Origin of the sequence: Mesorhizobium sp. B2-7-3 (assembly GCF_006440715.1) — a bacterium.
Classification (GTDB): Bacteria; Pseudomonadota; Alphaproteobacteria; order Rhizobiales; family Rhizobiaceae; genus Mesorhizobium; species Mesorhizobium australicum.
In genome coordinates this window covers 12,894-38,320 of record NZ_VFTY01000006.1, presented here as the reverse complement: position 1 = coordinate 38,320, position 25,427 = coordinate 12,894, and the positions used below count along the sequence as shown (strand labels likewise).

At 62.4% G+C, this 25,427-nt stretch carries 29 protein-coding genes; 19 read left to right on the top strand and 10 right to left on the bottom strand.

Annotated features, from left to right (window positions below; translation table 11 throughout):
• The first annotated feature begins 284 nt into the window (after positions 1-284).
• The 15 genes from coxB (at position 285) to FJW04_RS14945 (ending at position 10,924) form a co-directional block, all read left to right on the top strand.
• Positions 285-1,151: a cytochrome c oxidase subunit II gene (gene coxB, locus FJW04_RS15010; RefSeq protein WP_015318797.1), complete on the top strand. Its 867-nt coding sequence runs from the start codon at positions 285-287 to the stop codon at positions 1,149-1,151.
• A 38-nt stretch (positions 1,152-1,189) separates the two neighbouring features.
• Entirely contained in the window at positions 1,190-2,842 is a 1,653-nt protein-coding gene (ctaD, locus tag FJW04_RS15005) for a cytochrome c oxidase subunit I (RefSeq protein WP_015318796.1), read from the top strand.
• 76 nt (positions 2,843-2,918) lie between these two features.
• Positions 2,919-3,863, top strand: a complete 945-nt coding sequence (locus tag FJW04_RS15000; protein ID WP_140714998.1) for a heme o synthase — start codon at positions 2,919-2,921, stop codon at positions 3,861-3,863.
• A gap of 2 nt (positions 3,864-3,865) precedes the next feature.
• On the top strand, positions 3,866-4,027 hold the full coding sequence (locus FJW04_RS14995; RefSeq protein ID WP_015318794.1) for a hypothetical protein: 162 nt from the start codon (positions 3,866-3,868) through the stop codon (positions 4,025-4,027).
• A complete protein-coding gene (locus FJW04_RS14990; RefSeq protein WP_015318793.1) occupies positions 4,027-4,659 on the top strand; it encodes a cytochrome c oxidase assembly protein in 633 nt (210 codons plus the stop codon). The genes FJW04_RS14995 and FJW04_RS14990 overlap by 1 nt, the downstream gene beginning before the upstream one ends.
• Position 4,660: 1 nt before the next feature.
• Entirely contained in the window at positions 4,661-5,542 is an 882-nt protein-coding gene (locus FJW04_RS14985; protein ID WP_015318792.1) for a cytochrome c oxidase subunit 3, read from the top strand.
• Between the two features lie 160 nt (positions 5,543-5,702).
• The gene (locus tag FJW04_RS29940; protein WP_181172946.1) at positions 5,703-5,855 is read left to right on the top strand and encodes a hypothetical protein; all 153 of its coding nucleotides are present in this window, start codon (positions 5,703-5,705) and stop codon (positions 5,853-5,855) included.
• Between the two features lie 21 nt (positions 5,856-5,876).
• Positions 5,877-6,263 (top strand): DUF983 domain-containing protein, encoded by a 387-nt coding sequence (locus FJW04_RS14980; RefSeq protein WP_015318791.1) that lies wholly within the window; start codon positions 5,877-5,879, stop codon positions 6,261-6,263.
• A complete protein-coding gene (locus FJW04_RS14975; protein WP_181172945.1) occupies positions 6,260-7,015 on the top strand; it encodes an SURF1 family protein in 756 nt (251 codons plus the stop codon). Before FJW04_RS14980 ends, FJW04_RS14975 begins: the two co-directional genes overlap by 4 nt.
• Positions 7,016-7,103: 88 nt before the next feature.
• The gene (ispH, locus tag FJW04_RS14970) at positions 7,104-8,114 is read left to right on the top strand and encodes a 4-hydroxy-3-methylbut-2-enyl diphosphate reductase (RefSeq protein ID WP_015318789.1); all 1,011 of its coding nucleotides are present in this window, start codon (positions 7,104-7,106) and stop codon (positions 8,112-8,114) included.
• Positions 8,115-8,120: 6 nt separating this feature from the next.
• The gene (locus FJW04_RS14965) at positions 8,121-9,098 is read left to right on the top strand and encodes a homoserine kinase (protein ID WP_140714996.1); all 978 of its coding nucleotides are present in this window, start codon (positions 8,121-8,123) and stop codon (positions 9,096-9,098) included.
• On the top strand, positions 9,095-9,628 hold the full coding sequence (rnhA, locus tag FJW04_RS14960; RefSeq protein ID WP_015318787.1) for a ribonuclease HI: 534 nt from the start codon (positions 9,095-9,097) through the stop codon (positions 9,626-9,628). Before FJW04_RS14965 ends, rnhA begins: the two co-directional genes overlap by 4 nt.
• A 57-nt stretch (positions 9,629-9,685) precedes the next feature.
• A complete protein-coding gene (locus tag FJW04_RS14955; RefSeq protein ID WP_281405545.1) occupies positions 9,686-10,219 on the top strand; it encodes a histidine phosphatase family protein in 534 nt (177 codons plus the stop codon).
• A gap of 122 nt (positions 10,220-10,341) precedes the next feature.
• On the top strand, positions 10,342-10,623 hold the full coding sequence (locus FJW04_RS14950) for a type II toxin-antitoxin system ParD family antitoxin (protein WP_140714993.1): 282 nt from the start codon (positions 10,342-10,344) through the stop codon (positions 10,621-10,623).
• Positions 10,613-10,924, top strand: a complete 312-nt coding sequence (locus FJW04_RS14945; RefSeq protein ID WP_140714991.1) for a type II toxin-antitoxin system RelE/ParE family toxin — start codon at positions 10,613-10,615, stop codon at positions 10,922-10,924. Before FJW04_RS14950 ends, FJW04_RS14945 begins: the two co-directional genes overlap by 11 nt.
• A 4-nt stretch (positions 10,925-10,928) precedes the next feature.
• Here the strand turns inward: FJW04_RS14945 and FJW04_RS14940 are convergent, their stop codons facing one another.
• The 3 genes from FJW04_RS14940 to FJW04_RS14930 form a co-directional block, all read right to left on the bottom strand.
• Positions 10,929-11,405 (bottom strand): DUF2938 domain-containing protein, encoded by a 477-nt coding sequence (locus FJW04_RS14940; RefSeq protein ID WP_140714989.1) that lies wholly within the window; start codon positions 11,403-11,405, stop codon positions 10,929-10,931.
• A 93-nt stretch (positions 11,406-11,498) separates the two neighbouring features.
• Entirely contained in the window at positions 11,499-11,981 is a 483-nt protein-coding gene (locus tag FJW04_RS14935; protein ID WP_015318782.1) for a peroxiredoxin, read from the bottom strand.
• A gap of 77 nt (positions 11,982-12,058) precedes the next feature.
• The gene (locus FJW04_RS14930; RefSeq protein ID WP_140617285.1) at positions 12,059-12,865 is read right to left on the bottom strand and encodes a protein-disulfide reductase DsbD domain-containing protein; all 807 of its coding nucleotides are present in this window, start codon (positions 12,863-12,865) and stop codon (positions 12,059-12,061) included.
• 172 nt (positions 12,866-13,037) lie between these two features.
• On the opposite strand from FJW04_RS14930, the gene FJW04_RS14925 reads away from it, so the two are divergent.
• Positions 13,038-13,646, top strand: coding sequence for a YqgE/AlgH family protein (locus tag FJW04_RS14925; RefSeq protein WP_015318780.1), 609 nt, complete (start codon positions 13,038-13,040; stop codon positions 13,644-13,646).
• A 153-nt stretch (positions 13,647-13,799) separates the two neighbouring features.
• On the opposite strand, the gene FJW04_RS14920 is transcribed toward FJW04_RS14925, so the two are convergent.
• Positions 13,800-14,621 carry an MBL fold metallo-hydrolase gene (locus FJW04_RS14920; protein WP_181172944.1) on the bottom strand — a complete coding sequence of 274 codons (822 nt, stop codon included), beginning with the start codon at positions 14,619-14,621 and terminating at the stop codon, positions 13,800-13,802.
• Positions 14,622-14,689: 68 nt separating this feature from the next.
• Here FJW04_RS14920 and FJW04_RS14915 point away from each other — a divergent pair, with 68 nt between their 5' ends.
• Positions 14,690-15,580: a LysR family transcriptional regulator gene (locus tag FJW04_RS14915; protein ID WP_140714985.1), complete on the top strand. Its 891-nt coding sequence runs from the start codon at positions 14,690-14,692 to the stop codon at positions 15,578-15,580.
• 49 nt (positions 15,581-15,629) lie between these two features.
• On the opposite strand, the gene FJW04_RS14910 is transcribed toward FJW04_RS14915, so the two are convergent.
• From FJW04_RS14910 to thrC, 4 genes are read right to left on the bottom strand one after another with little or no spacing between them, the layout of a single operon-like run.
• Positions 15,630-18,518 (bottom strand): EAL domain-containing protein, encoded by a 2,889-nt coding sequence (locus tag FJW04_RS14910; RefSeq protein WP_140617282.1) that lies wholly within the window; start codon positions 18,516-18,518, stop codon positions 15,630-15,632.
• A gap of 3 nt (positions 18,519-18,521) precedes the next feature.
• Positions 18,522-19,118 (bottom strand): GNAT family protein, encoded by a 597-nt coding sequence (locus tag FJW04_RS14905; protein WP_140661409.1) that lies wholly within the window; start codon positions 19,116-19,118, stop codon positions 18,522-18,524.
• A gap of 12 nt (positions 19,119-19,130) precedes the next feature.
• Positions 19,131-20,423, bottom strand: coding sequence for a pitrilysin family protein (locus tag FJW04_RS14900; protein ID WP_140617280.1), 1,293 nt, complete (start codon positions 20,421-20,423; stop codon positions 19,131-19,133).
• Between the two features lie 14 nt (positions 20,424-20,437).
• Positions 20,438-21,835 carry a threonine synthase gene (gene thrC, locus FJW04_RS14895; RefSeq protein WP_140714983.1) on the bottom strand — a complete coding sequence of 466 codons (1,398 nt, stop codon included), beginning with the start codon at positions 21,833-21,835 and terminating at the stop codon, positions 20,438-20,440.
• Positions 21,836-21,964: 129 nt separating this feature from the next.
• Between thrC and FJW04_RS14890 the strand changes: the two genes are divergently transcribed.
• The gene (locus FJW04_RS14890) at positions 21,965-22,696 is read left to right on the top strand and encodes a hypothetical protein (RefSeq protein WP_140661407.1); all 732 of its coding nucleotides are present in this window, start codon (positions 21,965-21,967) and stop codon (positions 22,694-22,696) included.
• A 42-nt stretch (positions 22,697-22,738) separates the two neighbouring features.
• Here FJW04_RS14890 and FJW04_RS14885 read toward each other — a convergent pair whose 3' ends face one another.
• Positions 22,739-23,428 carry an HAD family phosphatase gene (locus tag FJW04_RS14885; RefSeq protein ID WP_015318772.1) on the bottom strand — a complete coding sequence of 230 codons (690 nt, stop codon included), beginning with the start codon at positions 23,426-23,428 and terminating at the stop codon, positions 22,739-22,741.
• A gap of 178 nt (positions 23,429-23,606) precedes the next feature.
• Here FJW04_RS14885 and FJW04_RS14880 point away from each other — a divergent pair, with 178 nt between their 5' ends.
• Positions 23,607-24,740, top strand: a complete 1,134-nt coding sequence (locus FJW04_RS14880) for a site-specific DNA-methyltransferase (RefSeq protein WP_140714981.1) — start codon at positions 23,607-23,609, stop codon at positions 24,738-24,740.
• Between the two features lie 65 nt (positions 24,741-24,805).
• On the opposite strand, the gene FJW04_RS14875 is transcribed toward FJW04_RS14880, so the two are convergent.
• On the bottom strand, positions 24,806-25,417 hold the full coding sequence (locus tag FJW04_RS14875; RefSeq protein ID WP_140714979.1) for an HAD family phosphatase: 612 nt from the start codon (positions 25,415-25,417) through the stop codon (positions 24,806-24,808).
• Positions 25,418-25,427: the final 10 nt, after the last annotated feature.

Below are 25,427 nucleotides of genomic sequence, written 5' to 3'. Positions count from 1 at the left end.
GCGCTTTTCCTGCCAAATTCGCCTGAATTACGACGCTTTGCGGGTGTCGCCGGCACAAGGCGTGCGGCCCGCCGAACATACGCGATTCGCCACTACGGCCATTGCCCCGGAAGAGCCACGTCAGCTTGCGCGCAAAAATGCCGCACGGTTTCGACCGCTCCTTTCTTGCGGAGGGAAAAAGAGTATGGTTTGAACCAGCTTGAGACTGTCCGGGATTCCCGTCCCGGCATTGTTCGTTATTCTCGCGGGCACAGCCGGTGAGAGACTGGGAGACGAAGAGGGCGATGAGAAAATTCCTAGCGAGCACCGGTGCTGCTGCCACGTTCCTCGCCTGCGGATCCGCTTATGCGGACCAGCCCAGGCCGTGGGAGACCGGCTTCCAGGCGCCTGCGACCGACATGATGCGGCAGATCGAGTGGTTCGGAAACTACACGATGTGGTTTATCATCCCGGTCACGGTCCTTGTGCTGTTTCTGCTGATCTACTGCATCGTCAAATTCCGCGCGAGCGCCAATCCGACCCCGTCCAAGACCAGCCACAACACGCTGATCGAGGTGATCTGGACCATCGGCCCTGTCGTCATCCTGCTTTGCCTCGCCATCCCCTCGTTCCAGCTCCTGACTGCCCAGTATACGCCGCCGGAAGAGGCGAAGCTGACCGTCAAGGCAACCGGCAACCAGTGGAACTGGGATTACGAATACCAGACCGACAACACGCTCGCCTTCAATTCGGCCATCCTTCAGGATGGCGATCGTGCCAAGGCCGGCAAGGAGGATCGCGCGGTCTATCCGCGCCTGCTCGCCGTCGACAACGAGCTGGTCGTGCCGGTCAATACGATGACCCGTGTGCTTGTCACCGCGACCGACGTGATCCATTCCTTTGCCGTGCCGTCCTTTGGCATCAAGATCGACGCCGTTCCCGGCCGCACCAACGAGACCTGGTTCAAGGCGGAGAAAGAAGGCCTCTATTACGGTCAGTGCTCGCAGCTCTGCGGCAAGGACCATGCCTTCATGCCGATCGCCGTTCGTGTGGTGTCGGACACGCAGTTCAAGACCTGGCTGGCCGCGGCCAAGACCGATCTGCCAGGTGCCAACAAGACGCTCATGGCCGAGGTCGATGGCCAGAACAAGGTAGCGGCCGCCGGCAACTGATGTCGCGGGTTAGCAAGATTTAGGGAACGGAGCGGAACATGGCAGACGCTGCAGCTCACGACGGGCACGACCACAAGCCGTATCATGGCTGGGTGCGCTGGGTTTATTCGACCAACCACAAGGATATCGGTACGCTCTACCTGATCTTCGCGATCATGGCCGGCATAATCGGCGGCGCGCTTTCGGTCGCCATCCGCATGGAGCTGCAGGAGCCTGGCATCCAGATCTTCAGCGGTCTTGCGCAGATGGTCTATGGCATGAACGGCGACGCCGCGATCGACGGCGGCAAGAGCATGTACAATGCGTTTGCCACCGCGCACGCGCTGATCATGATTTTCTTCATGGTCATGCCGGCCCTGATCGGCGGTTTCGCCAACTGGATGGTGCCGATCATGATCGGTGCTCCCGATATGGCGTTCCCGCGCATGAACAACATCTCATTCTGGCTGCTGCCGCCGGCGTTCATCCTGTTGCTCACCTCGATGTTCGTGCCGAGTGCGCCTGGCGCCTTTGGCGTGGGCGGCGGCTGGACGCTCTATCCGCCGCTGTCAACTTCGGGCCAGCCCGGACCGGCCATGGATCTGGCGATCCTGTCGATCCACATCGCCGGCGCCTCCTCGATCCTCGGCGCCATCAACTTCATCACCACCATCTTCAACATGCGTGCCCCCGGCATGACGCTGCACAAGATGCCGCTGTTTGCCTGGTCGGTGCTGGTCACCGCCTTCCTGCTCTTGCTGTCGCTGCCGGTTCTGGCCGGCGGCATCACCATGCTGCTCACCGACCGCAACTTCGGCACGACCTTCTTCGCGCCTGACGGTGGTGGTGACCCGATCCTGTTCCAGCACCTGTTCTGGTTCTTCGGTCACCCGGAAGTCTACATCCTGATCTTGCCGGGCTTCGGCATCATCAGCCATATCGTCTCGACCTTCTCGAGGAAGCCGGTATTCGGTTACCTCGGGATGGCCTACGCCATGGTCGCGATCGGCGCGGTCGGCTTCATCGTCTGGGCGCACCATATGTATACGACGGGCCTGTCGCTCGATACGCAGCGCTACTTCGTCTTCGCCACCATGGTCATCGCGGTGCCGACAGGCGTGAAGATCTTTTCCTGGATCGCAACCATGTGGGGCGGATCGATCTCGTTCAAGCCGCCGATGCTGTGGGCGCTGGGCTTCATCTTCCTGTTCACCATCGGTGGCGTCACCGGTGTCCAGCTGGCCAATGCCGGCCTCGACCGGTCGCTGCATGACACCTATTTCGTCATTGCCCACTTCCACTACGTACTGTCGCTGGGCGCGGTGTTCGCCATCTTCGCCGGCTGGTACTACTGGTTCCCGAAGATGACCGGCTACATGTACTCGCCCGTCATCGCCAACACCCATTTTTGGGTCATGTTCGTCGGCGTGAACCTGATCTTTTTCCCGCAGCATTTCCTCGGCCTCGCCGGTATGCCGCGCCGCACCATCGACTATCCTGACGCGTTTGCGGGCTGGAACATGGTTTCGTCCTACGGTTCGTATATTTCGGCCGTCGGTGTGGTGATCTTCCTCTATGGCGTGTTCGAAGCCTTCCAGAAGAAGCGGATCGCCGGCGCCAACCCGTGGGGTGAGGGTGCTACCACGCTCGAATGGCAGCTGCCTTCGCCGCCGCCGTTCCACCAGTGGGAGCAGCTGCCGAAGATCAAGTGAGGCGGCTCCCCGCTCGAATACAAAACCGCCGGCCCGCCGGCGGTTTTGGCCAACGGAATGATGGACTTGAGTACGCATGGCCCTAGTCGACAAAACCAGCATTGACGAAGCGGGCTTCCGTATGTCGGAAGCCACGGCGGGCGATTTCTTCGCCCTGTTGAAGCCGCGCGTCATGTCGCTGGTGGTGTTCACCGCCTTTGTCGGACTGGTCGCGGCACCGATGACCATCAATCCGCTGCTGGCGGTGATCGCCATCCTTGCCATTGCGATTGGGGCCGGCGCCTCTGGCGCGCTCAACATGTGGTACGACGCCGACATCGACGCGGTGATGACCAGGACCGCTAGCCGCCCGGTGCCTTCCGGCCGGATCCAGCCGCACGAGGCGCTGAGCTTCGGCCTGGTGTTGTCGGTGCTGTCGGTGATGACGCTGGGCGTGTTGGTCAACTGGTTGTCGGCGACGCTGCTGGCCTTCACCATCTTCTTCTATGCCGTGGTCTACACGATGTGGCTGAAACGCTCGACACCGCAGAACATTGTCATTGGCGGTGCAGCGGGCGCCATCCCGCCGGTTATCGGCTGGGCCGCGGTGACCGGGTCGGTCAGCCTCGAAAGCATCATCCTGTTCCTGATCATTTTCCTGTGGACGCCGCCGCATTTCTGGGCGCTCGCGCTGTTCAAGTCCGAGGACTATGGCCGCGCCGGCATCCCGATGATGCCCAACGTCGCCGGCCATGCATCGACCCGCCGTCAGATTTTCGCCTACGCGCTGGTGCTGGCCCCGGTCGGCGTGCTGCCCTGGCTGCTCGGCTATACGACGCCGTTCTACGGCGTGGCCGCCTTGCTGTTGGGGGCTGGTTTCGTCTGGTATGCGTGGAAAGTGCTTGGCATGGCCGACGATGACCGCGTCATGAAGCCGGCCAAGGCCCTGTTCGCCTATTCGCTGCTCTATCTCTTCGCAATCTTCGCCGCCTATCTGGCTGACAGTGTCGTCGAACGCGCGCTTGCCATGGGTGGGGCATGACCATGGCCGAGAAAGAACTCGAAACGGTCACCTTGACCGATCGCCAGAAGAAGGCCCAGCGCAGCCGTTCCATCGCCATCGGCGTGGCGCTGGCGGTGCTGGTCGTGATCTTCTACATCGCGACAATCGTGAAGTTCGGCCACAATTTGTCGGGCTCGATGTGATGAGCGCCGAGACGTCCAAGAAGACGGTAGGCAAGACCGGCAACCGCGTTGTCGCGGTTGTCTGCCTTGCTTTCTTCACCGGCATGATCGGCATGGCCTATGCAGCCGTGCCGCTCTACAAGATGTTTTGCCAGGCGACCGGCTATGGCGGCACGACGCAACGTGCCGAGAAGCAATATGCCGGCCGCGTGCTCGATCGCGAGATCACCGTTCGTTTCGACGCCAACATCGCCGGCGTGCCATGGGAGTTCCAGCCGGTCCAGCGCTCGATGACCATGAAGATCGGGCAGACCGTGCAGGCGCATTATCAGGCGACCAACAAGTTCGATCGCCCCGTCACCGGCCGCGCAACCTTCAACGTGCAGCCGGAACTGGCGGGTCCGTACTTCAACAAGGTCGAATGCTTCTGCTTCACCGATACGACGCTGAAGCCGGGCGAGACGCTGGACATGCCGGTCCTGTTCTATGTGGACCCCGACATCGTGAATGTGCCGGAACTGAAGGACGTGAAGACGATCACCCTGTCCTATACGATGTTCCCGGTCGAGAAGACCAAGCCGGTGGCGTCGTCCGGGCCGGCCCAGGGCAATAGCAAGACAGTTTCAGATACCGAAGGAAATCTCGGGGGTTGATATGGCAGACGCGCACGCAAAACCACACCATGACTACCATCTCGTCGACCCGAGCCCGTGGCCTTTTCTGGGATCGGTAGGGGCGCTTGTCACCGCTTTTGGCGGTGTCTGCCTCATGGAATACCTGAAAGGCGGCTCCTTCCCGATCTTCGGCGTCAACATCGCCAATCCGTGGCTGTTCTTCATCGGCATTGTGATCGTGCTGTACACCATGTTCGCCTGGTGGTCGGACACGATCAAGGAAGCGCATGAAGGCCACCATACGCGCGTCGTGTCGCTGCACCTGCGCTACGGCATGATCATGTTCATCGCCTCGGAGGTGATGTTCTTCGTTGCCTGGTTCTGGGCCTATTTCGATGCCAGCCTTTTTGCCGGTGAGGTGCAGAACTATGCGCGCCACACGTTTACCGGTGGTGTCTGGCCGCCGAAGGGCATGGAGGTTCTCGATCCCTTCCATTTGCCGCTCTACAACACCATCATCCTGCTGCTGTCGGGCACCACGGTCACTTGGGCGCACCACTCGCTGATCCATGGCGACCGCAAGGGCCTGATCAACGGCCTGGTGCTGACCGTCGGGCTTGGCATGCTGTTCACCATGGTGCAGGCTTACGAGTACATGCACGCGCCGTTCGGCTTCAAGGACTCCATCTACGGCGCCACCTTCTTCATGGCGACCGGCTTCCATGGCTTCCATGTCATCATCGGCACCATCTTCCTGCTGGTCTGCCTGATCCGGGCGATGAAGGGCGACTTCACCCCCAAGCAGCATTTCGGCTTCGAGGCGGCCGCCTGGTATTGGCACTTCGTTGACGTGGTCTGGCTGTTCCTGTTCGCCTCGATCTACGTCTGGGGATCGGTCGGCGCGGTGATCGAAGGCCACTGATTCAGCCTTCTGGATTTCGAGTTCGTTAGGGCGGCCGCGGCGACGTGGCCGCCTTTCTTCTTTTCGGCGCAAGGATCGCCAATCGATGAAAGATGCGGCTGACTTCAATTTGCGCATTTTAACGTCTTGGCATTCCGGCTCTTGCCGCTGAGAAGGTCTGGTGCGCGTCCACGAAGCGAAGCGGTTTGGCTGGTGGGGCTGGCTGCTTCAATTGGTCGACTGGACCGATGGCCGCATTGGGCTTACGGATTCCGACATGGACCAAATCTGGGCGATGGTGGCCGATGGGGCGCCGATAGAGATCGAGCAATAGCCATGAATTACGGCACTACGCATGAGTGAAGACAAGGCGATCTGGCCTCCGATCGATCCGATTTCGGCCGGCCTGCACGGCCGCTGCCCGCGTTGCGGCGAGGGGCGGCTGTTTTCCGGCTTTCTCACCGTCGGCAAGCGCTGCGTCAATTGCGGCCTCGACTATTCCTACGCCGATGCCGGCGATGGACCGGCCGTGTTCGTCATCCTGATCATCGGCTTCATCATCGTCGGTCTGGCGCTCTGGGTGGAAGTGACGCTGAGCCCGCCGCTCTGGCTGCATCTGCTGATATGGATCCCACTCGCCCTGGTGCTGTGTCTCACGGCGCTTCGGCTAATCAAGGGCGTGCTGCTCACCCTGCAATACAGCAACAAAGCAGCCGAGGGTCGGCTGGATCGCGGCGAATGAGCGAAGCGTCCCTGAAAGACCGCGGCCATTCGCGGCCACGATCGGCACTGTTGTTCGTCCTTGGCCTTGTGTTGTTCTTGATTCTGCTGGCGCTGGGCACCTGGCAGGTCCAGCGCCTGCACTGGAAGGAAGGCCTGCTGCAGACCATCGACCAGCGCACCCATTCGGCGCCACGACCGCTTTCCGAGGTCGAGAAGGAATTCGCCTCGACCGGCGACGTCGACTACACGCCGGTCACTGTCACCGGCACTTTCCTGCATTCCGGCGAGCGGCATTTCTACGCGACTTGGGAAGGGGATGCCGGCTTCAATGTCTATACGCCGCTGGCCCTCGACGATGGCCGTTTCGTCCTAATCAACCGCGGCTTTGTTCCTTACGACCTCAAGGATGCGGCGAAGCGCGCCAAGGGACAGGTAACGGGCAGGGTCACGGTCACCGGGCTTGCCCGCAACCCGCTGCCGGCAAAGCCCTCCATGATGCTTCCCGACAATGATGTGGGGAAGAACATCTTCTACTGGAAGGACCGCGACGTCATGGCCGCGAGCGCCGGCCTGCCGGCTGGGTTCACCTTGGTGCCGATCTTCATCGATGCCGACAAGACGCCAAATCCCGGCGGCCTTCCGGTCGGGGGTGTCACCATCATCGACCTTCCGAACAGCCATCTGCAATATGCCGTCACCTGGTACGGGCTTGCCGCGGCACTCGCCGCGGTGCTTGTCCTCCGGCTTCGCCGGCCCGCGAAAGAGGAATGAACGCAAGCGACGCCTCTCTTTCCACCGATACCCTTGACAGGGCAGGGGTAGGCACCTCATTTCGGCGCTGACCAACCGGCAGGATTTGATGCTTCACACAATCGCCAAGCCTCCTCTGACGATCCGGCTCTGCCAGCCGCGCGGTTTTTGCGCGGGCGTCGACCGTGCCATCCAGATCGTCGTGCTGGCGCTGAAAAAATATGGCGCCCCGGTCTATGTCCGCCACGAAATCGTCCACAACCGCTATGTCGTCGAGGGGCTGCAGAGCCTTGGGGCCGTCTTCATAGAGGAACTTTCCGAAATCCCGGCCGAACATCGGCAGTCGCCGGTCGTCTTCTCCGCGCACGGTGTGCCCAAGTCCGTGCCGGCGGATGCGCAGGCGCGCAACCTGTTCTATCTCGACGCAACCTGTCCGCTGGTCTCCAAGGTCCACAAGCAGGCGATGCGTCACCAGCGGCTTGGCCGCCATGTGCTGTTGATCGGTCATGCTGGGCACCCCGAGGTGATCGGCACAATGGGGCAGTTGCCGGAAGGCGCGGTAACGCTGATCGAGACCGAAGCCGACGCAGCCCGGCTTGTACCGGCCGATCCAAAAGCACTTGGTTTTGTCACCCAGACCACGCTCTCGGTCGAGGATACCGCCGGCATCATCCGCGCGTTGCAGGAGCGCTTTCCGGACCTGCAGGCGCCGGCGGCGGAATCGATCTGCTACGCCACCACCAACCGCCAGGAAGCGGTCAAGGACACCGCCCCGGGTGCTGATCTCTATCTGATCGTCGGCGCCCCCAATTCCTCGAATTCGCGCCGCCTTGTCGAAGTTGCGGAACGGGCAGGTGCCTCGATGTCGCTTCTCGTGCAGCGCGCCGCTGAAATTCCGTGGAATGATATCGGCACCATTTCGACGCTCGGCCTGTCGGCGGGAGCATCGGCGCCGGAGATCATCGTCGACGAGATCATCGACGCGTTCCGCCAGCGTTTCGACGTCACCATCGACCTGGCTGTCACGGCCACCGAAACAGAGGATTTTCCGGTCATGCGGGTACTGCGCGATGTCGAACTGACGCCGGCCGACATGGCCTTCGTCAATGGAACCGCGTGAACGGCCATGGCGGTCTATACCGACGTTGCGGAGGGCGAACTCGGCGCTTTCCTGAAGCACTACCCGGTCGGCGATCTCCTATCCTACAAGGGCATCGCCGAAGGCACCGAGAATTCGAACTTTCTGCTGCACACCTCGAGCGGCTCCTACATCCTGACGCTCTATGAAAAGCGGGTCGAGAAGGCGGATTTGCCGTTTTTCCTCGGGCTAATGGGCCATCTCGCCAGCAAGGGGGTGTCCTGCCCGCTGCCGGTGACCGCGCATGACGGCAGCGTCATCGGCACGCTGGCCGGCCGGCCGGCCGTGATCATCACCTTCCTCGAAGGACTTTCGCTGCGGCGACCGGCCGCAACGCATTGCGCCGAGGTCGGCAAGGCGCTGGCGGCGCTGCACCTGGCCGGCGCCGACTTTCCGATGACGCGTCCGAACGCGCTCGCCCTCGACGGCTGGCGCAAGCTTTGGGATGCGTCTCGCGGCCGCGCCGACGAGGTCGAGCCGGGCCTTGCGGCCGAGGTCGATGCCGACTTTGCCGATTTCGAGCGGAACTGGCCCAAGGGCCTCCCCGAGGGCATCATTCATGCCGATCTGTTCCCGGACAATGTCTTTTTCCTGGGCGAGAAGCTTTCGGGGCTGATCGATTTCTATTTCGCCTGTGACGATCTCTATGCCTATGATGTCGCCACCTGCCTCAACGCCTGGTGTTTCGAGAAGGATTTTTCCTTCAACCTTACCAAGGGCAAGGCACTGCTTGCCGGTTATCAAAGCGTGCGCCCCCTGAGCGATGACGAGAAAGCGGCGCTGCCGATGCTGGCGCGCGGTTCGGCGCTACGCTTCATGCTGACCCGGCTTTACGACTGGCTGACCGTCCCCGATGGCGGACTGGTGATGAAACGCGACCCGTCCGAATATATCCGAAGGATGCGGTTCCACCGGGCGATCAGATTTCCTTCGGAATATGGATTGGCCGAAAACGGGGTGTCATGAGCAAGCAGGTTGAAATCTTTACCGATGGCGCCTGTTCGGGCAATCCCGGCCCCGGCGGCTGGGGCGCCATCCTGCGCTTCAACGGCACCACCAAGGAACTCTTCGGCGGCGAGGCCGAAACCACCAACAACCGCATGGAATTGCTGGCGGCCATTTCGGCGCTGAATGCGTTGAAGGAGCCTTGCACGGTCGAGCTTCATACCGACAGCAAATACGTCATGGACGGAATTTCCAAATGGATCCATGGCTGGAAGAAGAATGGCTGGAAGACCGCCGACAAGAAGCCGGTCAAGAACGGCGAACTCTGGCAGGCGCTGGACGAGGCCAACCGGCGCCACAAGGTCACCTGGAACTGGGTGAAGGGCCATGCCGGCCACATCGAGAACGAGCGCGCCGACGAGCTGGCTAGGGAAGGCATGGCGCCGTTCAAGAAAGGGCCTTTCAGGCCGGTAGTGTCGGCGCCAAAGCCGGATGTCCAGGCAAAGCAGCCGCTGGCCCCGAAGGCGCGTCGTTCGACCCAGAGCTATTGAGCTTCTGGCATTCGCTGCGCCAGGCCGACAGGAGAATTTCTGTTATGCCGATCGCCTATTACATCACCCGTGCCGGATTGGGGTCTGTCCGACATCGGTCGTGCCAGGGCGCATGCAATGCTGAACCAGCCGTGGATCGCATCGATCGGGCGTGTGGTGTCGTCGGGCGAACGCAAGGCCGTTGAAACCGCCGAGGTGCTCGGGCGGCACCTCGACCTTGCGGTGCAGGTGAGGGAACGGATGCATGAGAACGACCGGTCGGCGACGGGTTTCCTGCCGCCTCCGGAGTTCGAGGCGGTCGCCGACCGGTTCTTCGCCAATCCGCACGAAAGCATTCGTGGCTGGGAGCGGGCCATCGACGCACAGCAGCGCATCGTGAGCGAGGTCGAGGCCGTCCTCGGTGCCGGCGGCGCCGGCAACATCGCCCTTGTCGGACATGGCGGTGTCGGCACGCTCCTGCTGCTGTCGCTCAGCGGCAGACAAATCAGCCGCGAAGCCGATCAGCTGGCGGGCGGCGGCAACTATTTCGCCTTCGTTACCCACACGCGCCAAATTATTCATGGATGGCGACCGATCGACAGGCTGTCCTGATCGGCGTACCGCAGCCGTACTCGTAGCGCAAGGACAGGCTCTTCTCGCGACATCGCAGTTGCTCGAGGATGTGGATGGGAGTAATATTTCCCACTATCGAGCAATGCAAGAGAGGACGCAGCGTGGCGAACGTTGAAAAAATGAGCGTGGCTGTGACCCCACAACAGGCAGCCCTGATGCGCGAGGCCGTGGAGGCGGGCGAGTATGCCACTGCAAGCGAGATCGTGCGTGAAGCGATGCGGGATTGGCTGGCCAAGCGCGAACTGCGGCATGACGATGTTCGTCGGCTGAGACGGTTGTGGGATGAAGGCAAGGCAAGCGGGAGACCGGAGTCTGTGGATTTCGACGTGTTGCGAAAGGAAGCTCGGCGAGAGCTGACGGAAGCCTCGCGGAATGGCCGTTAGGCTAGTCTGGTCACCCGCGGCCAAGGCTGACCTCATCGACATCTACGTGACGATAGGCAGCGAAAACATACGGGCGGCCGATCGTTACTACGATCAGTTAGAAGCGTGGGCCATGCAGCTGGCAGACCAGCCGCGCATGGGTGTCAGGCGACCGGATATCAGGCCTTCCGCACGAATGCTGGTGGAGGCGCCTTTTGTACTGCTCTACGAAACGATTCCAAACACGGACGATGGCCCAGTGGAGTGGGTTGAAATCGTCCGTGTGGTCGACGGGCGGCGGGATCTGAACAGTCTGTTCTAGCTGTCTACCGGATCAGCAGCGCCGTACCGTAGAGCCCGAGCGCGAACACCGTGTGCGAGACCAGATTGAGGGCGCGGACCCGCATCGGATTCGGCCGCTTCGAGGCCGCCCAGCCGGCGCCCATGCCTGGCGCCAGCAGGAACCAGCCGGCGCCGACGGTAACGATGCCGAGGATGAAGGCCGGCAGGAAGGTCGGCGCGGCCAGCCAGCCCGCGCCCGCCAGCATCACCAGGATTATGCCGTAGGCGATGCCGACGAAGTAATGGAAGGCCCAGCCCAGCGCCTGTTCATACGCGTAGGGCGCCGCATCGCCGACATCGTCGTGAAACACCTTGTCGCGGAGGTGCCAGACCCAGCGCCCGACCGGCCCCCAGTTCGGGCGTGGCTGGCCGAACGCCTTGTGCAGGAAGAAGGCCCAGAGATCCATCAGGACGGTCGCGCCGACGCCGATCGCGACAGCGCGCCAGAAGATGTCAAACATCGTAGGATCCCCCCGAAAACCGGCAATTCTGGAGCGCGGCTGCTTGTCACGCGAGGCCGGCCATTGCGGCCTCGCGTGATTGGCCGTCGAAGTTCAGAGCTGGCCCAGAATATGAGCCGCGCCGGACTCGTCGACGCCGGGTTTGGTCTCGACATTGAGCGCGGTAACCTTGCCGTCGTCGATAATCATCGAAAACCGCTTCGAGCGCAGGCCCATGCCGCCACCGGAATAGTCGGCGTCGAGGCCGACCGCCTTGGCGAAATCGCCATTGCCGTCGGCGAGGAACAGGATCTTGCCTTCGCCGCCGGTGAAGCGCGCCCAGGCGCCCATGACGTGGACGTCGTTGACCGAAACGACGGCGATGGTGTCGACGCCGCGCGCCAGGATCGCGTCATGGTTCTCGAGATAGCCGGGCAGGTGGTTGTTGCTGCAGGTCGGCGTGAAGGCGCCGGGAACGCCGAACAGCACCACTTTCTTGCCCGGAAAAATCTCGGCCGACGTGATCGGCTTGGCGCCGTCCGCGGTCATGGTCTTGAAGGTCGCCTCGGGCAGCTTGTCGCCAACGGAGATGGTCATGAATTCCTCGCTTGGGATGGGAAGGACGCGTGCTTGCGTAGCGAACTCAGCGGCTTCCTGCAACCATCGCGGCGTCTTCAAGGGAAAGGCAGCAACCCTTCGACCGCGCCCGCCGAACTCGTCAACGTGTAGTGAAGCCCGCCGTCGGTCGGCGTCGTCGAGGGGCGATCGAGGATCGGCACGGTGAAGATCAGCTTGCCGTCCTTTTCCGAGCGGGAAGGTGTGCCGAACATATAGTCGCGCTCGCCGGCAACGAAGAAATCCGCTGCTTGCGGATCGCCAGGAAAACTTGCCTCGACAACCAGCGTCTCGTGATCGCCGGGCAGCACCTTGATGCCGAAGTCAGGCTTTGCCGCCGCCGGCAGTGCGGTGAAACTCGCCTTCACCAACGCCGCGTCGTCGGCATTATCGGGATCGGAAGCGGGGTCGACGCTCAGCCGTGTCTGCACGGGGATGCAGATGGATTCACAAATGCCGAGAAAGACGTCGGCATCGATGACCGCCGGCTGGTTCGGCGTCCCCAGCGTGAACGTCACGGGCAAGGAAACCGGATAATTGTAACCGGCCCATTTGCCATAGCCATCATCGTGGCGCTGCGGCGCGGGAAAAGACAGTGTCGCATCGGTTATATTGGTGCTGGCCGAGACGTCGAGCTGCGGCGGCACACCTGCATCGCCCGGGTCGCGCCAATAAGTCTTCCAGCCGGGTTTGAGCGCGATATCGAGAACACCGTGTATGCGGCCAGCGTCGTCCGGCTTGCCGGATGTCACCAGCCGCACCTTGCCGCCTTCGCTGTTGTACCAGGCGGATGAGGAGGCGCTGGCGGGGAGGGCGGCCGCCAATCCAATGGCGGCGCCGAGCAACAGGATTTTCAAGCTTTGCATGGCGGTGATTTGATCGTCCCTTCGTGGCCGCGCAATGATTTCATGGCCGTGCTGATATCATATTTGCGTGACCTTTGCGGGCAAGCCAAGGCCGGACTCGCAATATGAGCTTTGGTCGAATCCGCTACGGCGCATCTTTTCGGCGCCGGGGAAACGCGTTACCTTCCCTGGCATGGATTTGTTGCGCCACAAAAAGACAGCCGCCGGCCGCGGCTTTCTCGACGATCAGTTCCTGATTGCCATGCCTGGTATGAAGGACGACCGTTTCACGCGCTCGGTCATCTACATCTGCGCCCATAGCGATGAAGGCGCGATGGGCCTGATCATCAACCAGACGCAGCAGATGCTGTTCCCGGACCTTCTGGTACAGCTTGGCATCATGAACGAGCAGGAGGCGATCCGCCTGCCGGCACAGGCGCGCGATTTCGTCGTGCGCAATGGCGGGCCTGTCGACCGCAGCCGGGGCTTCGTCCTGCATTCGGGCGACTACCGTGTGGATTCCTCGCTCACCGTTTCCGACGACATCTGCCTGACCGCGACCGTCGACATACTGCGGGCGATATCGTCAGGGCGCGGGCCGCGCCGCGCGCTCATGGCGCTCGGTTACTCCGGCTGGGGCGCCGGCCAGTTGGAAACCGAGATCGCTGAGAACGGCTGGTTGACCTGCCCGGCGACGCCGGAATTGCTGTTCGATGCCGACATCGAACGCAAATACGACCGGATTCTCGCCTCCATCGGCATCGATCTCGCCCATCTCAGCCTGGCCGCCGGGCACGCTTGAGCCTCGTCTTTGCCGGCCAGGGTCCCTTCGCCAGGTAAGGCGCAGCCGGAACGCTGCGCCGTTAGCGCAATCTCATCCCATGGCGATGCGCGAGAGCTGTTCAGGCTTGGAATTGCGTAAACAGGCGAAACCGCGTGTCCGGCTTGTTATCCGCTATGCCGGCTCATAGCCGTACGCTCCGTCCTCACGCATCACGCGGCCGATGCCCGGCCAGCCAAGGTGCGCTCCGGCGATCCATGTTCCAGCCTCGGCCGCGTCGAGGAAAACCTTCTGGCGCGTTGCGCGTGCGATCGCTTGGTCGTCGTCATAACCCCAACTCAACGCGGGATTGCCAAACTGCAATGCCGGCACATGAACGATGTCCCCGAAGAACAGGAAGCGGGCCTCGTCCGTGTCGAATGCGTAGCCGATGTGACCGGGAGCATGACCCGGCAGGGCAACTGCTCGCAGTCGCTTGGCCACCTGGTCGCCATTCCGCACGGGCTTCAACATGGATCTGAACCGCGCAAGGTCTGTTTCGGCGAGAAAGCTCTCGACAGCCTCCTCGGCGATTACGATCGCCTTCAAATTCGGAAAGAGCACCCGGTCGTCCGGCGTCAAAAGCCCGTACACATGATCCTGGTGGGCATGGGTGAGCGCCAAGACCGTGATCGAGGCAGGATCGATGCTGGCTTCGGCTAGTGTCTGCTCGAGGCGTCCTGTTGTTGAGGCCCAGCCTCCTCCTCCACTGTCGATCAGAATGCCGTCAACGCCTGGACCCGCGAGGGCAAAGCAATTGACGGACAGGCGGAGCGCCCCTGCCTGCGCGACTTGCGGCACCGGTTTGTCGCGCGGATCGCGCAGAAGGTCCGCCGGCATCTCAATATAGCCGTCCGAGAGCGACCAGACCCGCCAGGCGCCGGCGGTGCAGCCGAGGACGTTATCGCTGCGGAATGTTACGATCATAGAGTACCTCAATCTGCCGTTGCCGATCAAAGCTAGGATAGAGTCACCTATGAGGATAGGCCTGTTGCACAGCAAGGCCTCATGAGTGATACTCATGAATGATGAGAAGCGAACTGAACGAACTCGCCGCGTTCGCGATGGTCGCCCGGGAACGAAGCTTTACACGAGCCGCGGCAAAACTAGGCGTGTCTCAATCTGCGCTGAGCCACACTATCCGTGGGCTCGAGCAGCGGCTCGAGCTACGGCTTTTGGCTCGAACGACGAAGAGCGTCGCGCCAACAGCCGCAGGGGCCGCTCTCTTGAAAGACCTGTCTCCGGCGCTTGAGCAAATCGCTGCTGCCCTTGACGGAGCGCGAAGCCTCAGGCGGCGCCCTGCGGGGCGCCTTCGAATTGTGATGTCACGCTCGGCCGCCGTAATGGTGCTGCTGCCACGGCTCGCGGCATTCGCGCAGGCCTACCCCGATATCGTTCTCGACGTTGTCACCACGACAGGCCCTGTAGACCTCGTTGCCGGCGAGTTCGATGCCGGTATCCAGCTCGGCGAATATATTCAGAAAGACCTGATCGCGGTACGCGTCACGCCGGAGTTGCGGCTGGCTGTGGTGGGATCGCCTGGTTATTTCTCATCACGAAGAATCCCCCAAAAGCCGAGGGATCTCAAGGATCATCAATGCATAGCCCTGCGTCTTCCAGGTGGTCCATCTCGGTGGGAGTTCGAGCGTGCGAGAAAGTCGGTCACGATCAACGCCAGCGGCTCGCTCATAATCGACGATACTCACCTGGTAATTGAGGCGGCGCTCGCCGGCGTTGGTCTCGGTCTCGCCTATGAAGAGCAAGCCGCGGAGTATATCGCGGAGCGACGGCTTGTCCGCGTCCTGGAGGAATGGACGCCGCCAATCGCAGGCTTTTTCCTGTATTATCCCAGTCGTCAGCTTCAGCCAGCGGCGCTGTCAGCATTGGTCAATGCGCTGCGACTCTCGCAACAATAGTGATGCATGTCGTTGTTCCGGAACCGAGGACACTTCCGGGTGACAGGCATTAGGCCTGCGTGAGCGGATACTGCTCCTTCAGCGTCTTCAGCACCTGGTCGCCCGGCATCGGCGCGCCGAACATGAAGCTCTGGACATATTCGCAGCCCATCTGGCGCAGCTCCAGCGCATCGCGCTCGTCCGATATGCCCTCAGCGACCACCGAAAGGCCGAGCTCATGCGCCATGTTGACCATGGATTTGAGCAACACCGCGCGTTTTGGCGTGCTGTCGTCGACGAAGCTCTTGTCGATCTTGATGGTGTCGAACGGGAACCGCGTCAGATAGGCGAGCGATGAATAGCCGGTGCCGAAATCGTCCAGCGACAGGCCGATGCCGAGCTGCTTGAGCTTGGTCAGCACATGGGCCGTCTGCTCGGGGTTGTCCATGACCAGCGACTCGGTCAGTTCGAGCCGGAAGCAGCGCGGCTTCAAATTGGCGCGCGCGATCACGGAACGCACGTCGCTGACCAGGTCGCGGCGGATGAGCTGGCGGCTTGACAAGTTGACCGACACCGACAGCGGCGCGTCGCCGATCTGCTTTTGCCATCCTGCCAGATCCTCGGCCGCCTGCTGCATGGCAAACAGCCCAAGTTGCACGATCAGCCCGCAGCTTTCCGCGACCGGGATGAAATCGGCCGGCGGGATCATGCCGCGGCGCGGATGGTCCCAGCGCAGCAGGGCCTCGAAGCCGGCGACGCTGCCATCCTCGAGCCGCACGATCGGCTGGTAGGCCAGCGTGAATTCGCGCCGCTCGATGGCGCGCCGCAGATCGGATTCGAACTGCAGGCGATCGGTGCCGACGGTGCGGAACGCCGGGCGGAACGGCTCGATCCTGTCGCCGCCGAAGCGCTTGGCCTGGTGCATGGCGAGCTCGGCGTCCTTGACCATGTCCTCGGCCGAGGTTTGCGCCGAGGTCCAGGTGATCAGGCCGATCGAGGCGGTCAGCACGATCTCGCGCTTGGCAAAGGTGATCGGATTGTTGATCGCATGCTTGATCGCATCGGCCACGCCGGCGATGCGGGCAGGGTCCTGCTCGGACAAAAGCATCAGGGCGAACTGGTCGCCGGCGAAGCGCGACAGCGAATCCTTCGGCTTCAACAGCCGGTGCAGACGGCGCGCTATGGTGAGCAGGATGGTGTCGCCGGCCGAGATGCCGAGCCCGTCATTGACCTGCTTGAAGCGGTCGATATCGATGACGAAGACGGTCGGCCGCACCTTCTCTTCGGTGCGGGCGATCGAAATGATCGCCTCCAGCCGGTTCATGAACAATTCGCGGTTCGGCAGGCCGGTCAGATTGTCGTGCACGGCGTCGTGCAGCAGCCGTTCCTCGGATTTCTTCTGTTCGGTGACGTCGACCATGGTACCGACGCAGCGGATGACCTCGCCGTCCGATCCGATGACGGGTCGCGCGCGCAGGGCAAACCAGTGATAGTGCCCATCGGCGCCACGCAGGCGGAAATTCTGCGACACCCGGCCGCGGCGATGTTCCAGCACCACGTCGAGCGTGGTGCGGAACGTGTCGCGGTCGTCGGCATGCAACACCGGCAGCCAGTTGCGGGCGGCGCCCCCCAGGCTGTTGGGCGCAAGGCCGAGCTGGATGCTGACGTCGGGTTTGGTCACCACGCGGTCGCGCAGCACGTCCCAATCCCACACCGTATCGCCCGATCCCGCGACCGCCAGCGCCTGCCGCTCGAGGTCGGAGAACAGCCCCTGATGCAGCGCACCGCCAGCAAAGGCGTGCTGCATGACGGTGAAGCCGATCAGCAGGATGATCAGGATCAAGCCGCCGCCAAGTGCCGGCTGGGCGATGTCGTTATCGAGCATGCCGGTGATCGCCATCCACGATCCGCATAACCACAACAGCACCATGACCCAGCTGGGCACCAGCATGATCGCTCGGTCATAACCACGAATACCGAGGAAGATGATCAAGCCGAGCCCGGTCAGTGCGGTCGCGGCAAACGAGATGCGGGCGATGCCGGCGGCGACCGCCGGATCGACGATTGCGACGCCGGCGATCAAGAGCAGCCCCAGAATCCAGACCAGGGCGCCGTAGCTGAAATGGCCGTGCCATCGGTTGAGGTTGAGATAGGCAAACAGGAACACCACGAAGGTCGCTGCCAGCGCCACCTCGGTGCCGGCCCGCCACATCTGCTCGTTGCCTGGCGAGATCTCGATGACCTTGTTGAGGAAGCCGAAATCGACACAGATATAGGCAAGCACCGCCCAGGCGAGGGCCGCCGTCGCCGGGAACATCGACGTCCCCTTGACCACGAACAGGATGGTCAGGAACAGCGCCAGAAGGCCGGCGATACCGATGACGATGCCGCGAAACAGCGTGTAGGAATTGACCGAATCCTTGTAGGATTCCGGATCCCAGAGGTAGACCTGCGGCAGCTTCGGCGAGGCGAGTTCGGCGATGAAGGTGATCACCGTGCCGGGGTTCAGCGTCACCCGGAACACGTCGGCGTCGGGGCTGGTCTGGCGGTCGAGCGCGAAGCCTTCGCTGGGCGTGATGGCGGCGATGCGCGTAGAACCCAGATCCGGCCAGAAGATGCCGGAATTGACCAGCCGGAAGTGCGGCGCCACGATCAGCCGGTCGAGTTGCTGGTCGGTGGTGTTGGCGAGCGCGAAGACAGCCCAGTCGCCGGTCGAGCGGGCATCGTTGGCTTCGACCTCGATCCGCCGCACGATGCCGTCCGGCCCGGGCGCGGTCGACACCTGGAAGTTCTCACCCTGGTTGCGGTAGATTTCGACGGCGCGCGAAAGATCGAGCGCGACATCGTCGCGGGCGATCTTGATCGGTTCTACGGCAAAGGCCGACGAAGCCGCGCACAGCGTCAGCATCGTCGCCAGAAGAAAGGCGAACAGCGGCCCGTTTCGCAGGGAATTCGTCAAAAATCAGTCCTTCGTTCCAGCGCCCGGCGGATCGTCGGCGATCCGGGCGTAGAGGTAGTGATCCTGCCAGATGCCGTTGATCCTGAGATAGGATCGCAGAAGTCCTTCGCGCCGGAATCCGGCTTTTTCAAGCACGCGGATCGACCTGATATTGTCGGGAATACAGGCGGCTTCGATCCGGTGCAACCTCAGCGTATCGAAGGCGAAGCGGGCCACCACCTTGACCGCGTCTGTCATCAGGCCGCGGCCGCCGAAGCGCTCGCCGATCCAGTAGCCGACATGGCCGCTTTGCGAGACGCCGTGGCGTATGTTGCCGAGCGTAATGCCGCCCGCGAGCTTGCCGCTCGACTTCTCGAAGATGAAGAAGGCGATCGCGGTTCCCTGTGCGTAGTCCTCGCGATAGCGGCTGATGCGCAGGCGCCATGCCGTGCGGTCGAGTTCGTCCGGGGTCCAGCGCGGCTCCCATGGCTCCAGGAACGCCCGGCTTTCGCCGCGCACCGCCGACCACTCGCGGTAGTCGTTGGTGAACGGCACGCGCAGCGTGACGAGGTTGCCCTTCAGTGCCGGCAGGTCACGGCGAAAGAAAGGGAGCGCGAACACGGCGCTTGGGACTTAGACGGCGAGCCTGCGGGCCGTGGTCTGCGTGCCCGGAAGCGAATCGAGGATCGCCTCGTATGGTGCCAGCGTACCCACGGGCCCGACAGCGGTAAGCGTCGGCTTGGTCGAGAACATCCGCGACGACAGGTCGGTAAGGCGCTCGATCGTCAGCGCCGCCAGGCGCTCCATCAGCTCTTCCTTCGCGATCGGCCTGCCGAAAAGGAGTAGTTGCCGCGCGATCTGCGAGGCGCGGCTGGCCGGGCTTTCGGCCGACATGATCAGGCCGGCCCGATATTGGGCGCGCGCACGGTCGAGCTCTTCCTGCAGGATGCTCTCGCCGGCCTTCTGCAACTCGTCGATGATGACAGGCACCAGCTTGGCGATGTCGCTTTGGCCCGTCGCGGCGTGAACGCCGAATATGCCCGTATCGGAAAAGCCCCAGTGGAAGGCGTAGACCGAGTAACAGAGGCCGCGTTTTTCGCGGACCTCCTGGAACAGGCGCGATGACATGCCGCCGCCGAGGATCATCGACAGCACCTGCGAGGCGTAGAAATCCCGCACATGGTAGGCGCGGCCCTCGAAGCCCAGCACGATCTGCGCGTCCATCAGGTCGCGGTCCTCGCGGAAGTCGCCGCCGACATATTGCGCGTATTGCGGGATGGTGCTGTCGGCCTTGCTGCGGAAACCGCCGAGCCGGTTTTCGACCTCGCGCACGAACTTGTCGTGCTTGATGTCGCCTGCGGCCACGATCACCATGCGCTCGGCGCCATACTGGCGTTCTATGAAATCGTGCAACTGCTTGGAGGTGAAGGATTTTACCGTTTCGGGCGTACCCAGGATCGAGCGGCCGATGGTCTGGTGGCGAAAGGCCGTCTCGGTGAAACGGTCGAAGACGATGTCGTCGGGCGTGTCGTGCGCGGCGCCGATCTCCTGCAGGATGACGTGCTGCTCGCGCTCAAGTTCCTGCGGGTCGAATTCGGACTCCTGCAGGATGTCGGACAGGATATCGACGGCCAGCGGCACATCGTCGGAGAGCACCCTGGCGTAGTAGGATGTGGTCTCGACGCTGGTGGCCGCATTGATCTCGCCGCCGACGTCCTCGATTTCCGAGGCGATCTCGAAGGCGCTTCGCCGCTTCGTCCCCTTGAACGCCATGTGCTCGAGCAGATGGGCCATGCCGTGCTCGTCTTCGCGTTCATTGCGGGCACCCGACTTGACCCAGGCACCCAAGGCAACCGATTCGATACTTGGAAGGGTTTCGGTGGCGACTGTCAGGCCGTTCGACAGACGGCTTACCTCAACACCCATATGGCTCGTACTCCCTAACGCGCCGCCCGCGCGCGGCGACTGACGTAATCTTCCACCATTTTGAGGTCGGATGGAAGTACCGTGTATTTTTCCTCGAATGTCATCAATCCCCCTAGCCATGCGGGCAGGGCGGGCGAGACACCGCTGGCGGCTTCGACGGCGGCCGGGAATTTCGCCGGATGGGCGGTGCCGAGCACCACCATCGGCACGGCGCCCGCAGCCCTGGCCGCCGCCACATGCATGGCTGCCGCCGTATGTGGATCGAGCAGATAGTTGCTGTTTGCCAGCGTCGAGCGGATGGTGGCGGCAACCTCGTCCATATCTGCGCGGCCGGCGTCGAATTCGGTTCGCATACCGGCGATTTCCGCGGCTTCGATGGTGAAGGCGCCCGATTGTTTGAGGCCGGCCATGTAGCGCCGCACCGTTGCGGCGTCGCGGTTTGACGCCTCGAAAAGCAGACGTTCGAAGTTCGACGAAACCTGGATGTCCATCGACGGCGAGGTGGTCGCAAAGACCCCTTTGGTCCGGTATTCGCCGGTCGCGAAGGTGCGTGCCAATATGTCGTTGTCGTTGGTGGCGATGACCAGCCGGTCGATCGGCAGGCCCATCTTCTTGGCGGCGTAGCCGGCGAAGATATCGCCGAAATTCCCGGTCGGCACGGTGAACGAGACCGGCCTGTCCGGCGCGCCGAGCGACAATGCCGAGGAGAAATAATAGACGATCTGGGCCATGATGCGTGCCCAGTTGATCGAATTGACCCCCGACAGCGACACCTGGTCGCGGAAGCCGTGATCGTTGAACATGTCCTTCAGCAGGCCCTGACAGTCGTCGAAATTGCCCTCGATCGCCAGCGCATGGACATTTTCAGCCTTCGACGTCGTCATCTGCCGCTGCTGCACCGGCGAGACGCGACCATGCGGAAAAAGGATGAAGATGTCGGTGCGGCTGCGCCCGGCAAAGGCGTCTATGGCCGCGCCACCGGTATCGCCCGACGTGGCGCCGACGATGGTGGCGTGCTGGTCGCGTTCGGCAAGCACATGGTCCATCAGCCGGGCAAGCAACTGCATCGCCACGTCCTTGAACGCCAGTGTCGGCCCATGAAAGAGTTCGAGGACAAAAGTGTTGGCGCCGGTCTGCACCAGCGGGCAGACGGCCTCATGGCGGAAGGTGGCATAGGCTTCGCGGACCAGGCGCTCGAAGACCGGCGCGGCGATCTCGCCGCCCAGGAACGGCATCAGCACGCGTATGGCCAGGTCGGCATAGGCGAGGCCGCGCATGGCTCGGATCTCAGATGGCGAGAAATGCGGCCATTCGCGCGGCACGTAGAGGCCGCCATCGCGCGCCAGGCCCGCCAGGACGGCGTCGGAAAATCCAAGCGCGGGCGCTTCACCGCGGGTGCTCACATAATGCATGTCACAGATCCGTTTGCCGCCTGTTTTTCCGTTCACCACAAGGTGGTTAATTTCTGCACCGGCTCTAGTCGCATTTTTGCCGCGCGGTTGATATACGTCACCAGCTTTGCGAGAGGGAAGTGCAGTTTCATGGCGTTTCGTATATCAAGTGGTCGCTTTTTGGCGGGTCTTGCGCTCACCGGCTTTATGCTTGCCGCCGCAGGCTGCCAATCAGGCGACAATGGCATCCTGAACCTCGGTTTCGGCAAGAAGGATCCGACGGCGCCACCCCCGCCGCAGGACCCCAAGGTGCTGGCCAGCCAGCTGAACGCCTATTGCCCAAGGGTGACGGTGCGCGACGGCACGGCCTTCTTCAATACCTATGTCAACGAGGTGCAGAAGCCCAAGCCGAAGCTCAAGAAGACCGGCGATGCCGCTGCGGATGCCGCGGCCCAGGCCGCCGCTGACGCCGCTGCTGCTACGCCGCCCGACGATTCGGCGAGGATTATTTATCAGGCGTCGATCAGCGACGTGACCCGCGATTGCAGCCGTGCCGACGGACAACTGACGATGAAGATCGCGGTTGCCGGCAAGATCGTGCCAGGACCGAAATTCACGCCCGGCACCATCACCATGCCGATCCGCACCGCGGTCATGCATGGCACCGACGTGCTTTATTCGCAGATCCACCAGTATCAGGTTCAGGTGACCGATCCCTCGGTCGCGACCCAGTTTGTCTTCACCGATTCCAATGTGGTCGTACCGGCGCCGACGGCGCAGGACTATCAAGCCTATGCCGGTTACGACGAAACCGCGCCGAAGGCGACGACCGACAAGCCGAGGAAGAAGACCCACAGGAAGAAGACGGCCGCGACGAACTAGGCGGCTGTCGGCCTGGCGTGCCTCCAGCCGGACGCACGCATCTCAGGCATCCGCCGACCACTCCGACAGAGCGGCAATGACACTCTTCAGTTCCGCCCAGCGGCGGATCACCGTCTCGGCACCGGCCTCTGTCAAGGCGTCGGCATGGCCGGGATAGCTGTGGCTGGCGCCCGTAAAGCCGATCACGCGCATGCCGGCGGCCTTGGCGCCGGTGACGCCGTGCACGGAATCCTCGATGACGAAGGTGTTCGCCGGGTTGACGCCGAGCTTTTCGGCGGCATGCAGGAACACGTCTGGTGCCGGCTTGGTCTTTCCGGTCGGCGTTTCCATCGCCGAGAAGATGCGCCCGGCGAAGAACGGCAGCAGATGCACCTTCTCCAGCATGAACTCGATCCGCTCCGAACGTGAGTTGGAGCAGATGCAGCGTTGCGACGTGACCGAGGCGACCGCTTCGCGCACGCCTTCGATGGCGCGCACGTCGCTGCGCAGTTTGCGGTCGACCAGTTCCTCGGCGCGGTCGATCAGCGACACCTGGAACGGGATTTTGGACTTCTCCTCGATTCGTATCAGGATGTCCTTGAAGGTCAGGCCGGCATAGGTCTCGGCAATCTCCTCCGCCGAGATTTCGTATCCGGCCAGGGTTATCAGTTCAGCTTCGACCCGCGCGGCGATGATTTCGGAATCGACGAGCACGCCGTCGCAATCGAAGATGACAAGATCTGGCTGGGGCATGGTGATCCGGACGATGGAGGGTGGAGGAATGGCCGCTCAGGGCTCAAGCGGCGCGGCATACACCAATGGACACGGCTTCGCAAACTCCTCCACGGCATCGATAAAGCTTCACCGAATATTTACGCTGATCGGTAACCATAACGGGCAGTAAACAGTAACGCGTGCCTTGGGTGTAAAAATGTCAGCCGTGCGTCTTCTCGACGAGCTCTCCCACGCTCCCCAGCAATCCGAATGGCTGGACACGATCCTGAAAGGCGACTGCGTCGCGGCGCTCGACCGCCTGCCGGAAAAGTCGATCGACGTCATCTTTGCCGATCCGCCCTACAATCTGCAGCTCGACGGCGACCTGCACCGTCCCGACCAGTCCAAGGTCGATGCGGTCGACGACGACTGGGACCAGTTCGAGAGCTTCGAAGCCTATGACGCTTTCACCCGCGCCTGGCTGCTGGCGGCACGCCGCGTGCTGAAGCCCAACGGCACCATCTGGGTCATTGGCTCCTATCACAACATCTTCCGCGTCGGGGCCAAGATGCAGGATCTCGGCTTCTGGATTCTCAACGACGTGGTCTGGCGCAAGACCAATCCGATGCCGAATTTTCGCGGCCGCCGCTTCCAGAACGCGCATGAGACGATGATCTGGGCTTCGCGTGACCAGAAGGGCAAGGGCTACACCTTCAACTACGAAGCGCTGAAGGCGTCGAACGACGATATCCAGATGCGCTCCGACTGGCTGTTCCCGATCTGCACCGGCGGCGAGCGCCTGAAGAATGAGAATGGCGACAAGCTGCATCCGACTCAAAAGCCCGAGGCGCTGCTTGCCCGTATCATGATGGCGTCGACCAAGCCGGGGGACGTCGTGCTCGACCCGTTCTTCGGCTCCGGTACGACAGGCGCGGTTGCCAAGCGCCTCGGCCGTCACTTCGTCGGCATCGAGCGCGAGCAGGCCTATATCGACGCCGCCAATGAGCGCATCGATGCCGTGCGGCCACTCGACGAAGCGGATCTCACCGTGCTTACCGGCAAGCGCGCGGAGCCGCGCGTCGCCTTCGTCAGCCTGATCGACACCGGGCTGATGACGCCTGGCGCCACGCTCTATGACGCCAAGAAGCGCTGGGCCGCCAGGGTTCGCGCCGATGGGACCGTCGCGATTGGCGACAGCGCCGGCTCGATCCACAAGATCGGCGCCGAGGTGCAGGGACTGGACGCCTGCAACGGCTGGACCTTCTGGCATTATGAGCGCAGCGGCGGGCTTACCCCCATCGACGAACTGCGCCGCATCGCCCGGCTTGGCATGGAACGGGCAGGGGGCTGACCCCCTGCAGCCTGCCTCATATTCGTTGATTCAAAGTCTCACCGGATCGCCGCAAGCGATGGAGATCACACTCTGATCCCCAATCGCTCAAGGTCTGCTTTAAGCGTGCTGGCATCGGTGAACAGCACCGCTTGCCAGCCGGCGGCCTTGGCGCCGTCGACATTTTTCTGGCTGTCGTCGATGAACAGCGTCGCCGACGGCTCGAGGCCGAACGCGGCCACGTGATGGTCGTAGATGCCACGATCCGGTTTGATCTTGCCGATCTCGCCCGAGATGGTGACGCCGCGCGGACGATCGAGGAAATCGAAGCGCTCGCGCGCTTCGGCCAGCGTGTCGGAAGCAAAGTTGGTCAGCATCGTCACATCGTGGCCGCTGTCGATCAGGCCGAGCATGATGGCGACACTGTCGTCATAGGCATGCGGTACCATCTCGTGCCAGTGGCGACGGAAATTGCGGATGTTTTCGGCGTGCTCGGGGTGCTCCGCGATCAGCAGCGCTTCGGCCTCTTCCCACGTCCGGCCGCGATCCTGCTCTATGTTCCAGTCATGCGTGCAGATATTGTCGAAGAACCACTTTCTCTCTTCGTCGTCGGGAATGAGGCGGCTGAAGGGAATGTTCGGATCGTAATGGATCAGCACCTTGCCGATGTCGAAAACGATGTGGCGGATTTCAGTCATGGGGCCTCTT

Excerpts from the sequence above, each read along its gene's own strand:
- ctaD (WP_015318796.1), top strand. The coding sequence starts at position 1,190 with ATGGCAGACGCTGCAGCTCACGACGGGCACGACCACAAGCCGTATCAT.
- FJW04_RS14945 (WP_140714991.1), top strand. The coding sequence starts at position 10,613 with ATGGCCGTTAGGCTAGTCTGGTCACCCGCGGCCAAGGCTGACCTCATC.
- FJW04_RS14915 (WP_140714985.1), top strand. The coding sequence starts at position 14,690 with ATGATGAGAAGCGAACTGAACGAACTCGCCGCGTTCGCGATGGTCGCC.
- FJW04_RS14930 (WP_140617285.1), bottom strand. The coding sequence starts at position 12,865 with ATGCAAAGCTTGAAAATCCTGTTGCTCGGCGCCGCCATTGGATTGGCG.
- ispH (WP_015318789.1), top strand. The coding sequence starts at position 7,104 with ATGCTTCACACAATCGCCAAGCCTCCTCTGACGATCCGGCTCTGCCAG.
- FJW04_RS14980 (WP_015318791.1), top strand. The coding sequence starts at position 5,877 with ATGAGTGAAGACAAGGCGATCTGGCCTCCGATCGATCCGATTTCGGCC.
- FJW04_RS14880 (WP_140714981.1), top strand. The coding sequence starts at position 23,607 with ATGTCAGCCGTGCGTCTTCTCGACGAGCTCTCCCACGCTCCCCAGCAA.
- FJW04_RS14990 (WP_015318793.1), top strand. The coding sequence starts at position 4,027 with ATGAGCGCCGAGACGTCCAAGAAGACGGTAGGCAAGACCGGCAACCGC.
- FJW04_RS14935 (WP_015318782.1), bottom strand. The coding sequence starts at position 11,981 with ATGACCATCTCCGTTGGCGACAAGCTGCCCGAGGCGACCTTCAAGACC.
- FJW04_RS14890 (WP_140661407.1), top strand. The coding sequence starts at position 21,965 with ATGGCGTTTCGTATATCAAGTGGTCGCTTTTTGGCGGGTCTTGCGCTC.
- thrC (WP_140714983.1), bottom strand. The coding sequence starts at position 21,835 with ATGCATTATGTGAGCACCCGCGGTGAAGCGCCCGCGCTTGGATTTTCC.
- FJW04_RS14900 (WP_140617280.1), bottom strand. The coding sequence starts at position 20,423 with ATGGGTGTTGAGGTAAGCCGTCTGTCGAACGGCCTGACAGTCGCCACC.
- FJW04_RS14925 (WP_015318780.1), top strand. The coding sequence starts at position 13,038 with ATGGATTTGTTGCGCCACAAAAAGACAGCCGCCGGCCGCGGCTTTCTC.
- rnhA (WP_015318787.1), top strand. The coding sequence starts at position 9,095 with ATGAGCAAGCAGGTTGAAATCTTTACCGATGGCGCCTGTTCGGGCAAT.
- FJW04_RS14875 (WP_140714979.1), bottom strand. The coding sequence starts at position 25,417 with ATGACTGAAATCCGCCACATCGTTTTCGACATCGGCAAGGTGCTGATC.
- FJW04_RS14985 (WP_015318792.1), top strand. The coding sequence starts at position 4,661 with ATGGCAGACGCGCACGCAAAACCACACCATGACTACCATCTCGTCGAC.
- FJW04_RS15000 (WP_140714998.1), top strand. The coding sequence starts at position 2,919 with ATGGCCCTAGTCGACAAAACCAGCATTGACGAAGCGGGCTTCCGTATG.
- FJW04_RS14940 (WP_140714989.1), bottom strand. The coding sequence starts at position 11,405 with ATGTTTGACATCTTCTGGCGCGCTGTCGCGATCGGCGTCGGCGCGACC.
- FJW04_RS14965 (WP_140714996.1), top strand. The coding sequence starts at position 8,121 with ATGGCGGTCTATACCGACGTTGCGGAGGGCGAACTCGGCGCTTTCCTG.
- coxB (WP_015318797.1), top strand. The coding sequence starts at position 285 with ATGAGAAAATTCCTAGCGAGCACCGGTGCTGCTGCCACGTTCCTCGCC.
- FJW04_RS14995 (WP_015318794.1), top strand. The coding sequence starts at position 3,866 with ATGGCCGAGAAAGAACTCGAAACGGTCACCTTGACCGATCGCCAGAAG.
- FJW04_RS14885 (WP_015318772.1), bottom strand. The coding sequence starts at position 23,428 with ATGCCCCAGCCAGATCTTGTCATCTTCGATTGCGACGGCGTGCTCGTC.
- FJW04_RS14975 (WP_181172945.1), top strand. The coding sequence starts at position 6,260 with ATGAGCGAAGCGTCCCTGAAAGACCGCGGCCATTCGCGGCCACGATCG.